The following is a 6,379-nucleotide window of genomic DNA, read 5'->3' on the forward strand; positions in this document are numbered from 1 at the left end:
CCGTCGAGGGCGTCGGCGTTCCACCATGCCCAACCAAGATGTTCATGTGCGGAGCTGTGCATGTGAAGGGCGAACCCCGTTGTCAACGCGGGGAGTCGACGGTTGCGCACGCAAGGGACGTGTCGGTGACGGCCGATACGTTGCAAGGTCAGGTGATGTCCGACGTCTCGGTTGTGTTCGGGACATCGACGGTGACGAGCGGCAAGGGAAGAACACGCAGGCATGGCGAGTCCCGTACAGACGAGCGCACGGATTCCGGATCTTGTGGTGGGCGTCCTGGAGGCGCATCGAGGGCCGATGTCGGTGGCCGAGTTGGTTGCCGCGTTGGGGATGGGGTCGACGGCCGACAAGAGTGTGCTGGGGCCGGAGTTTCAGCTCGTCAAGGCTCTGAAGGACGATCAGCGTCGCCGGGCGGCGCGTGGGCTGCGGGTGCGGTTCGGTCTGGTCGGCCGTTCGGTGAGTCTGCGTCCACCGGGGAACGAGGTGGAGACGGCGATCGAGAAGTGGAACAGCGAGGTGAAGCTGGACCTTCTCGAACAGTTGCACGCTTGTGACCCCTTCATCTTCGAGCAGATCGTGGCGAAATTGCTGGTCTCCATCGGGTACGAGGACGTGCAGGTCACATCGCCTTCCCGGGATGGCGGTATCGATGTGGAGGCGGTTCATACCGGGGGAGTGGTGCGCGTCAAGACAGCGGTCCAGGTGAAGCGGTGGCGCAAAAAGAAGGTCGGACGTCCGGAGGTCCAGCAGTTGCGGGGTGCCATGTCCGTTGCCGGCCTGGGGGTGCTCGTCACGACGGGTGGATTCACCACCGACGCCATCGAGGACGCTCGGCGTGAGGGTGCGATTCCGGTCGAACTCATCGATGGGACCAAGCTGGTCGATCTGATGGTCGAACACGGCCTGGGCGTGAGTACGACCACGACCGTGTTGTTCGCGGTGGACGAGAAGCTGCTGGCCGGAAGTACGGACGTCTCGTCAGCACCGGTGGCGGTGGCCGACGGTCGGCCGTCGGCGGTGCAGGGGGAGTTCAATCTCGCGCAGCTTCCCGAGGGCCGCAACGGGGACTATTGCGACACGTTGTTCACCATGGTCCAGCTGGCGGAGTCCCAGCCCAGTCTGCGTGACTACATCGCGGCCTTCCAGGGGCGGTTCGCGAAGATCACCCGCGTGGACGAGGCGCGTCGGCGGATGCGGGTCCTGGTGGCGCTCGGGCTCGCGGAGATCGAGAGCGATCACGTCTCGCTCACCCTTGTGGGGCGCCGCTTCCTCGACGGGTGTGATGTGCGGCTGCTGCAGGAAGCATTCATGGGCAGGATTGCCGGTGCCGAGGAGATCCGGGCGCTGGTCGAGGGCATCCCGTCCAAGGCCGCTCGGCAACGTCGCGTCGAGGAGCGCAGACCAGAAGGGATGACTTCCACCCAGGCGCGATTGGTGCTGCGGTGGCTCACCCAGCTGGAGCTGATCCGATAGGACGTTGCCGCTGGCGACGCAGTGGATGTGCCGGTGCCCCGGAGCGTCGATGTTCTTCGTGGTCCTCCGCGGGGTCCGCACGGATGCCGGTCGGGTGAAGTCCCGTCGTGAGCGGAGGTGAGCCGCTGGTCTCGCCTGGTATGTCGAGAGCACACGCTCCTTGCCGGGTCGGTGGCGTAGGCCTGGTCGTTGCGTGGTACCGGGGGAGCCTCCGGTGCTGCGTGGTCGAGTTTCTTCTCGACGGGGTGTTCGCGTGCGGTGAGGGCTTCTCCGCGCGAGAGGATCCTGGTGTGAGCGGTGCCCGGGTCGACGCGTAGGAACGCGGTGTGCACGCGTGCCTCGGGGAAGCGGGTTCGCATCGCGTGGACGGCGGCGCGGTGTCGTATCCCGTCGACCACGAGGGTGTGGGTGGTCGACGGGTCGAGGTCTTCCAGGAGGGCGTCGACGAACGCGGGCCACCCGCCAGCGACGAGTCGCATGCCCGTGTTCTGGAGTTCGTCGCGGGTGGCGGGTCTGCCGTGGTCGGGGGTGTGGCGGCGGACCACGTCGCCGAAGGAGCGGTAGGCGATGTCGGGTCCGCCGGCCTGGAGTTGCCTGCCGACGGTGGACTTTCCGCTGGCCATGGGGCCGGATAGGCAGAGTATGCGTCTCACAGCAGGCTCAGTTGTCGGCTGTCGTGTGCGGCCTCGCGTAAGACGAGCCAGCGTCGGCGGTCGTTCTTGGAGATCCTGATCGGTGTCAGATGGCGTACTTCGGAGATGCCGATCAGGGTGGCGTACTGCTTGTTCTCGCGGGCCTGCCAGAAGGCTTCGTCGGCGCAGATGGCGTCGCTGCTGTCGCGGGCCAGGCGGGCGCGTTCGGTGTCGTCGAGTTCGAGGAACTCCACGCTGGACGCGCGGAAGGAGGCGCGTACAGGGCCTGCTTTGAGCAGTACGACGTCTCCTTCGGCGATCCGTTGGTGGGGGGCGATCAGTGGTTTGCTGAATCGGGATTCGATGGTCTTGCGGCCCTTGAGGATGTAGCCGAGGAACGGCTCGACCATGACGGCGACGTGGACGCCGCAGGGTTCGTCGTCGTCTATGAGGCCCAACGAGCCCCAGTCGTCCCATTTCTCGGTGGCCTGGAGGATCTCGGTGAGGATGCGGGTTTCGATCACGTGTTCTCGTCCTTGAGGTGTTCGAGGAGTTCGGTCAGCAGGACGTCGAAGAGGCGCATGGCCACGACGTCGGGTACGTGGGCTCTGCGGGCGTGGGCCAGGGTCGACGTACGGCCGAACCGCGCGTTGAGGTAGTCGGCGTGGCAGTCGCGGATCAGGCAGGCGATGCGTTCGGGGGAAGGAGAGGGCGAACACGCGGTTTCCGCTCGTCCACAGACCTATGCGTTCGCGGCGCGGGTCGCGGCGGCTGACGTTGTGCAGGACGTCGCCGCGGACCAGTTCGCCGAGGTCGGGTCCGCCGGCGGCGCGCAGTTTGATGCGGACCGGTCCGAAGGCGATTTCGTCGAAGGCGGGGTCGGTGGTGGTGAGGATCGGTCGCGGCGGTGGGGCGGTGGGGCGGTGGGGCGGTGTCGCGGCGTTCGAGGACGAGGAGGTCGCCGGTGCGCCAGTCGACGGGTACGGCCACCGCCGGGGCCGTGCGGGCGAGGGAGACGGCCTCGAAGTGGGGCATGCGGTAGCGCACGGCGGAGGGTTCGACGGCGACGAGTCGGAAGCCGAGGCCCGGCAGTGTCCGGGTGAGCAGGGCGCGTTCCTCGGGGACTCCGGGTCGGGTGGTGGCGGTGGGTTGGCACAGCAGGGTCCGGGCGCCGGGTAGGCACATGGTGGCCGCGGCGATCAGGAAGTGTGTGGTGTCGGCCGGGTACCAGGAAGGGTCGACGATGGCTGCTGCGCATTCCAGGGCGGGAAGCGGGTCGGTGGCGCTGTCGAGACGGACGACGGTGTGCCCGTCGTGGACGCGACTGTTCAACGAGTCGACGACGGAGTCGTTTCGCTCGAGCAGGACGTGATGGTGGATCGAGGTGGCGTCCGCGGCCGAAAGGAACGTCTTCGGCGTGCCCAGGTGGAGCACGGTGCTGTCGTGGTTCAGGTGGTGTGTGGCTCGTCGGACGAGTCGGCGGGCGGTGTCGGTGGTGAAGCGCCATTCGAAGTCCCCCGGATGGCAGAAGGGCAGGGGGTCGGCGCGGTGGGGGCGAGGCGCAGGCCGCGGCGTGCCATCTCCTCGGGCCAGAACGCGAGGATGGTGGTGGGGTAGAAGCCGGGGGAGTTGCGTACGACGGCCTGGGGGTCGCCCAGGGTGGAGTCGTCGAGGCCACGTAGCCAGGTGACGAGGCGGTCGGTGAACTTGGAGTCGGACACGTCGAATTCCACGGCCGATCACGCTTTCGGCGGCACGTCCGGCATGGCCAGGGCGCGCGTGGGCGCGTCGAATCGTCGTTCGATCTCGTGGTTCCAGGCTCGTATGGCCCGATCCTGGATTTCGAGGGCATGTCGGTGTTCGGGGCGCAGCCGGGGCCGTACGACCCCGAATGCCTCGATGCGCAGGGGTACCGTGCGCAGGGGGAGGGTGGGGTGGATCTCCTGGAGGCGGTCGACGAAGTCCGTCATGTCGCGGTCCAGGTTCGTGTCGTCCGGCGCGGTGAAGGTCGCGTAGGCGTAGAGGTCGATGCCTGTGGCGAGTAGTTGCGCGAAGAGTTCGAAAGGGTTTGTGTGACTAAATGGGCGTATGGATCGGGATGGGTGGTGCAGGAGGGGAGTGACGAGTGCGGAAACCTGGTGATCAGGTGCTATTCAGGAACGTTTCTTGCCTCAATGGCCCATCTTAGATCACGACATGGCAAAGCCTGTGAGAATGTGCAGGTCAGCAAGGGAAGTCCCCACGCAGGTGGGGGTGAGCCTGCACGCATGCATGTGACGGGCCTCGGCGCGTCGAAGTCCCCACGCAGGTGGGGGTGAGCCGTCGTGGTCTCTGCGCCCGTTGATGGCACACGCGAAGTCCCCACGCAGGTGGGGGTGAGCCGGCCGGCCCGTACACGGACTGGAAGATCAGCAGGAAGTCCCCACGCAGGTGGGGGTGAGCCATCGATACCGTCGCGATCCTGGACCCCAAAGGCGAAGTCCCCACGCAGGTGGGGGTGAGCCGTGACGACCCTCGCGAGCGAGATGCGCACCGGCGAAGTCCCCACGCAGGTGGGGGTGAGCCGCCACACGCGACGCCCGGGGCGCCGGCCTGCTGGAAGTCCCCACGCAGGTGGGGGTGAGCCGTCCCGCACGACGGTCCGGCGCCGGATCACGGAGAAGTCCCCACGCAGGTGGGGGTGAGCCGCCCGGTCTCCCGTGTGTCGTCCCCCGTTGCCAGAAGTCCCCACGCAGGTGGGGGTGAGCCGAACCGACTTGTATTCCTCGTACACCCGCATACGAAGTCCCCACGCAGGTGGGGGTGAGCCGCATCGCGGGCGCGGTGAACAGGGCGATCAGCAGAAGTCCCCACGCAGGTGGGGGTGAGCCGTAGGTCAGCGTCACCGCAGCGCCCATCGGCGTGAAGTCCCCACGCAGGTGGGGGTGAGCCGGTTCTCGATCGCGTCGGCGGCTTTGTGGAACAGAAGTCCCCACGCAGGTGGGGGTGAGCCATGTACATGCCCTTCTTCGGGCTGCTGTACCCCGAAGTCCCCACGCAGGTGGGGGTGAGCCGATGCCCAAGGTGATGGGCGCGATGGTGTCCGGGAAGTCCCCACGCAGGTGGGGGTGAGCCGCCCCGACCGGGATTCCGGTCGGGGCTTCGTCGGAAGTCCCCACGCAGGTGGGGGTGAGCCGGGCCGTGTCAAGCTTTTCGAGGCGGGCCCGCTGAAGTCCCCACGCAGGTGGGGGTGAGCCGGCTCGTTCAACCGTTGAGCCGTTTGCGGCACCGAAGTCCCCACGCAGGTGGGGGTGAGCCGCGCGTGCCGCTCGACGAGGCGACCCTGGAGCGGAAGTCCCCACGCAGGTGGGGGTGAGCCGCTGCACGATGGCGCCCTTTCGGGGGTGATCGGGAAGTCCCCACGCAGGTGGGGGTGAGCCGTCGGTCCGGGGTCCAGCCCCGGGCCCGCATCCGAAGTCCCCACGCAGGTGGGGGTGAGCCGGGGCTGCCGGACAGGCCCTACGGCCTGGAGGAGAAGTCCCCACGCAGGTGGGGGTGAGCCACGAGACAGAGTGCCTCCTGCCCATGTCCGTCCGAAGTCCCCACGCAGGTGGGGGTGAGCCGTGACCGCCACGCTCGCCGACCTGCGGCCCCTCGAAGTCCCCACGCAGGTGGGGGTGAGCCGGACCTTTACGGCGGTTGACCGAGAGATCCCCCGAAGTCCCCACGCAGGTGGGGGTGAGCCGGACTGGACCAGCAACGCCGTCCGGACCGCGCGGAAGTCCCCACGCAGGTGGGGGTGAGCCGTCGTCAACGGATGTGCATGGTCTGGGCATGGCGAAGTCCCCACGCAGGTGGGGGTGAGCCGCAGCGTGTTCCCGGGATCCTCGCCGTCAACCCGAAGTCCCCACGCAGGTGGGGGTGAGCCGCCCATCCCGTTCACCTCCGAGTTGATCGTCTCGAAGTCCCCACGCAGGTGGGGGTGAGCCGGTTGAGCGCGTACGCCACGTCGAGCACACCATGAAGTCCCCACGCAGGTGGGGGTGAGCCGTCGACCTGCCCGATGCCCTCGGACGCGTACAGGAAGTCCCCACGCAGGTGGGGGTGAGCCGTTGATCCTGGTCTCGCCCGTATCGGTGATGATGAAGTCCCCACGCAGGTGGGGGTGAGCCGCGTCCGAGTACCACGAGCTGTACGTCCGCAAGGAAGTCCCCACGCAGGTGGGGGTGAGCCAGCAGTAGTTCCGCTCCTCGACGTGCTCCACGAGAAGTCCCCACGCAGGTGGGGGTGAGCCG

Annotated in this window: 4 protein-coding genes and 1 CRISPR repeat array; of the genes, 1 reads left to right on the forward strand and 3 read right to left on the reverse strand. The window is 67.7% G+C overall.

From position 1 onward, the window contains the following. Nucleotides 1-297 precede the first annotated feature (297 nt). Nucleotides 298-1,473 (forward strand): restriction endonuclease, encoded by a 1,176-nt coding sequence (locus A3IC_RS63340; RefSeq protein ID WP_158696306.1) that lies wholly within the window; start codon nt 298-300, stop codon nt 1,471-1,473. A gap of 649 nt (nt 1,474-2,122) precedes the next feature. Here A3IC_RS63340 and A3IC_RS0140690 read toward each other — a convergent pair. The 3 genes from A3IC_RS0140690 to A3IC_RS0140705 form a co-directional block, all read right to left on the reverse strand. Continuing rightward, nucleotides 2,123-2,629: a hypothetical protein gene (locus A3IC_RS0140690; protein ID WP_020555811.1), complete on the reverse strand. Its 507-nt coding sequence runs from the start codon at nt 2,627-2,629 to the stop codon at nt 2,123-2,125. Between the two features lie 924 nt (nt 2,630-3,553). Continuing rightward, nucleotides 3,554-3,826: a hypothetical protein gene (locus A3IC_RS0140700; RefSeq protein ID WP_158696307.1), complete on the reverse strand. Its 273-nt coding sequence runs from the start codon at nt 3,824-3,826 to the stop codon at nt 3,554-3,556. A gap of 18 nt (nt 3,827-3,844) precedes the next feature. After that, nucleotides 3,845-4,075 carry a hypothetical protein gene (locus tag A3IC_RS0140705; RefSeq protein WP_020555814.1) on the reverse strand — a complete coding sequence of 77 codons (231 nt, stop codon included), beginning with the start codon at nt 4,073-4,075 and terminating at the stop codon, nt 3,845-3,847. Nucleotides 4,076-4,337: 262 nt separating this feature from the next. After that, nucleotides 4,338-6,379: a CRISPR direct-repeat array (repeat unit 29 nt; unit sequence GAAGTCCCCACGCAGGTGGGGGTGAGCCG).

Origin of the sequence: Embleya scabrispora DSM 41855, assembly GCF_000372745.1 — a bacterium.
Taxonomy (GTDB): domain Bacteria; phylum Actinomycetota; class Actinomycetes; order Streptomycetales; family Streptomycetaceae; genus Embleya; species Embleya scabrispora.